Source organism: Bacteroides sp. 41_26 (genome assembly GCF_949740115.1).
In the GTDB taxonomy this organism is placed as follows: domain Bacteria; phylum Bacteroidota; class Bacteroidia; order Bacteroidales; family Bacteroidaceae; genus Bacteroides; species Bacteroides nordii.
The window spans coordinates 1-1934 of the sequence record NZ_CATJGZ010000010.1 but is presented as its reverse complement, the minus strand read 5'-3'; the positions used below and the strand labels follow the sequence as shown (position 1 = coordinate 1934).

The 1934-nt window shown below is 36.0% G+C and carries 4 protein-coding genes; 2 read left to right on the top strand and 2 right to left on the bottom strand.

The features are described 5' to 3' along the window. Positions 1–220 (bottom strand): 30S ribosomal protein S6 (rpsF, locus tag QX565_RS00095; protein ID WP_289290498.1); only part of this gene is annotated, 220 nt, incomplete at its 3' end. Positions 221–380: 160 nt separating this feature from the next. Here rpsF and QX565_RS00090 point away from each other — a divergent pair. Both QX565_RS00090 and QX565_RS00085 read left to right on the top strand, forming a co-directional pair. Next, the gene (locus QX565_RS00090; RefSeq protein ID WP_221649514.1) at positions 381–827 is read left to right on the top strand and encodes a MarR family winged helix-turn-helix transcriptional regulator; all 447 of its coding nucleotides are present in this window, start codon (positions 381–383) and stop codon (positions 825–827) included. A 131-nt stretch (positions 828–958) separates the two neighbouring features. Beyond that, positions 959–1135, top strand: a complete 177-nt coding sequence (locus QX565_RS00085) for a hypothetical protein (RefSeq protein WP_221649513.1) — start codon at positions 959–961, stop codon at positions 1133–1135. 76 nt (positions 1136–1211) lie between these two features. Here QX565_RS00085 and rprY read toward each other — a convergent pair whose 3' ends face one another. Then, the gene (gene rprY, locus QX565_RS00080) at positions 1212–1913 is read right to left on the bottom strand and encodes a response regulator transcription factor RprY (RefSeq protein ID WP_002562540.1); all 702 of its coding nucleotides are present in this window, start codon (positions 1911–1913) and stop codon (positions 1212–1214) included. Positions 1914–1934 lie beyond the last annotated feature (21 nt).

Genomic DNA, 1934 nt, shown 5'->3' with positions numbered 1-1934 from the left:
TGTCAATGACAGTCGGATCTGCGTTGAACTCGGTTAACTGATAGAAACCTGTAGACTTCTTCTGGATAGGATAAGCCAACTTCTTCAGTCCCCAGTTCTCTTCATTGATAATCTCAGCACCCTCAGCCTGGAGGATACCTTTGAATTTTTCTACCGCTTCCTTCATCTGAACATCAGATAAAACGGGAGTTAAAATGAAAACGGTTTCGTATTGATTCATACTCGTTTAATTAAATAAATAAATTATTTGATTTAAAAATGCGGGTGCAAAGTTAGGCATTTTATTGTGAACTACAAACTTTTAATCTTTTTTTGTATCACAAGATAGGAATTTACACAGAAGAGCTATACCTTTGCAAAGTTGTTGAAACAATAATTTCATGATAGAACAATTTAACTTTGACATCCGGCTTATTTTTGCCATTCTTAATGGCAAAGTTTCCGCGGCTATAAACCGGAAACTGTATCGTAACTTCCGTCAGGGCGGTTTGGAAATCAGCCCAGAACAATGGACCGTACTCATTTTTCTTTGGGAAAAAGACGGAGTTACACAACAAGAGTTGTGTAATGCAACTTTTAAAGATAAACCCAGTATGACCCGATTGATAGATAATATGGAACGTCAACATCTGGTTGTCCGCATTTCGGACAAAAAAGACCGCCGTACCAATCTCATCCACTTAACCAAAACCGGGAAGGAACTGGAAGAAGAAGCACGCATTATAGCCAATCGTACCCTTATGGAAGCCCTAAAAGGCATCAGTGTGGAAGAATTAAGTGTGAGCCAGGAGGTCTTGAGAAAAATATTCTTCAATACAAAAGATTAAGCACCGGTAAGTATGTAAAAACAGACTATTTACGCTGATTAATAGTTTTTTTGCATAAATAATTTCGCCCGTTAAAGAATTATGCTTTAATTTGTGACCATGAATAAAATAATCTATTAAAATACACACACATGAAAGTCTTATTAAAGAATTTAGGATTAATATTAATTTTGGTCGGAGTAATCATTCTGATCGCCTGCTCCCTGACTGGTAATGTAAATAACAATACTATTTTGGGAACTTCTGTACTTTTAGTAGTACTGGGTCTTGTTTCTTATATTGTCATCAATAAGAAAATAGCAGATTAATATTTTAATGGAATTAAAAAAAGGTCCGGAAATGAATATTTCCGGACCTTTTTTAGTTTCGTTTCTCCTCTTCTTCTTAGTTTTCAACTTCGGGAGTAATTAATTTGTATCCTTTTCCATGAATGTTGATAATCTCAATAGAGTCATCTTCTTTCAGGTGTTTACGCAATTTAGTGATGTACACATCCATACTACGCGCATTGAAATAGTTGTCATCAATCCAGATAGTCTTTAAAGCGAAGTCACGTTGCAAAATTTCGTTAGCATGTGCACAAAGCAAACCAAGTAACTCAGATTCTTTGGTAGTCAGTTTCGTCTGCTTTCCTTCTGAAGCAAGAATCTGCTTCTGAGTATCAAAGGTAAACTTACCAATCTTATAGATGTTACTTTCCTTATTTTTCTTTCCGCGTACGCGTCTCAGAATAGCTTCGATTCTGAAAGTAAGTTCTTCCATACTAAACGGCTTGGTGATATAATCATCCGCACCAATTTTAAATCCTTCCAGAATATCTTCTTTCAGTGTTTTTGCAGTCAGGAAGATAATAGGAATTTCGGCATTAGCAGCACGAACATCCTGTGCCAAAGTAAATCCGTCTTTTTTAGGCATCATTACGTCAAACACGCACAAGTCATATTTATTCTTCAAGAAAGCCTTATAACCAGCTTCCCCATCGGGATACAACTCAGCAGAATAACCTTTTGCCTGTAAATATTCTCTTAAAAGCATGCCAAGATTTTCATCATCTTCGCACAATAAAATACGCAGTTTCTCGTCCATATCAATCATTTTTTAATAAAG